The organism is Stenotrophomonas pictorum JCM 9942 (genome assembly GCF_001310775.1).
Lineage (GTDB): Bacteria > Pseudomonadota > Gammaproteobacteria > Xanthomonadales > Xanthomonadaceae > Stenotrophomonas > Stenotrophomonas pictorum.
Genome location: NZ_BAZI01000460.1, coordinates 1 through 1843, shown reverse-complemented (window position 1 = coordinate 1843; position 1843 = coordinate 1). Strand labels below are relative to the sequence as shown.

Annotated in this window: 3 pseudogenes; 2 read left to right on the top strand and 1 reads right to left on the bottom strand. The window is 70.0% G+C overall.

The features are described 5' to 3' along the window. Positions 1-176, top strand: a pseudogene (locus JCM9942_RS20320) (HAD family hydrolase); the annotation flags it as partial. A gap of 36 nt (positions 177-212) precedes the next feature. Then, positions 213-1584: pseudogene (locus tag JCM9942_RS15005) on the top strand (leucyl aminopeptidase family protein). A gap of 34 nt (positions 1585-1618) precedes the next feature. Here the strand turns inward: JCM9942_RS15005 and JCM9942_RS15000 are convergent. Then, positions 1619-1843 (bottom strand): annotated as a pseudogene (locus JCM9942_RS15000) (anti-sigma factor); the annotation flags it as partial.

The window sequence follows — 1843 nt, the reverse complement described above, 5'->3', positions numbered from 1 at the left end:
GCGATCACGCCGAGATGGACGTGGCCGGCGCCATCCGCGCGGGCCTGCGCGGTTGCTGGATCAATCGCGACGCACATACATGGACCCATCCGGAGCTGCAGCCCGATCTGCAGTTCGACACCCTGACCGGACTGGCCGACTGGCTCGATGCCAACGCATCCAGCCACCTGGCCTGAACCGGCGGCCGCCACCAGACGCAGTAGAGGTATTGCATGTCCACGCTCAATGGTTTCACCACGGATTCTTCCCGCGCGCTCCCCCTGTACGTGCTCGACCACAACGGTTTTGCCGCGTGGAACGCGCAGCAGCCGGCCGCCCTGCAGGCCTGGCTGAAGAGCCAGCAGTTCAACGCCGCGCCCGGCTCGGTCGCGCTGCTGCCCGGCACCGACGGCCTGGCCGGTGCGGTGCTGGGCGTGGGTGATCGCGCCGACGCCTACAGCTATGCGCACGCCCCCGTTCGCGCTGCCGGCCGGCAGTGTCTGGAAGGTGGCCGGCGAACTTGATGTGGCCAGCGCCAGCAACCTGCAGCTGGGCTGGGGCCTGGGCAGCTACCGCTTCGCCCGCTACCGCAAGCCGGCACGCGCACCGGCGCAACTGCTGGCCTCCCCGTCCAGCGAAGTGGCCGATGTCATCACCGCCTGCCTGCGCGTGCGCGACTGGGTCAATACGCCCACCGAGGACATGGGCCCGCAGCAGCTGGAAGATGCCGCACGTGCGCTGGTGAACGCCCATGGCGGCGAACTGGAAGTGATCGCCGGCGATGAACTGCTGGAACAGAACTTCCCGACCATCCATGCGGTCGGCCGCGCCTCGCACCGTGCACCGCGGCTGATCGCACTGCGCTGGGGCAAGGCCGATGCGCCGCATCTGGCGCTGGTCGGCAAGGGCGTGTGTTTCGACACCGGCGGCCTGGACCTGAAGCCGGCCGATGGCATGCGCAACATGAAAAAGGACATGGGCGGCGCCGCCCACGCGCTGGCGCTGGCCGGGCTGGTGATGGCGCAGGAACTGCCGGTGCGGCTGACCCTGCTGGTCGCCGCGGTGGAGAACGCGGTCGGCCCGGACGCGTTCCGTCCCGGCGAGGTCATCACCACCCGCAAGGGCATCACCGTGGAAATCGACAACACCGATGCCGAGGGCCGGCTGGTGCTGTGCGATGCGCTGGCCTATGCCAGCGAGCAGCAGCCCGAGGCGATCATCGATTTCGCCACGCTCACCGGCGCGGCGCGGATCGCGCTCGGCCCGGACCTGCCGGCGCTGTTCGCCAACGACGACACCCTGGCCCAGCAGTGGCTCGATGCCGGCGACGCCACCCGCGATCCGGTCTGGCGCATGCCGTTGTGGCGCCCGTACCTGCGCTACCTCAACAGCGGTATCGCCGACATGGCCAATGCCGGTTCGCGCATGGCCGGCTCGGTCACCGCTGCGCTGTATCTGGAACGCTTCATCGAAGCCGGCCAGACCTGGGCGCATCTGGACGTGTACGCGTGGAACGACAGCGAGCGCGCGGGCCGTCCGGCCGGGGGCGAAGCGCTGGCGCTGCGCTCGGCCTGGGCGATGCTCAAGACCCGTTACGGCCGCTGAGCATCACCGCTGCGGGCTGATGTCCTGACGGGCGTCAGCCCGCGGTGTGCAACAACGGTCGCAACTGGCGCATCCGTGCCTGGGTGGCCGGCCCGACCAGCGCGAAGGCGGTATTTCCCTCGGCCCAGTACTGCGCCAGCAGGCGCCCATCGCGGCGCTCGCCCTGGCTGAAGCGGTCGCTGCGCGGCCGCAGATACAGGCCGATGCGGGCCCCGTCGGCATCCTGGTAGACCAGCATGGCCGCCGCGCCTTCCGGGGT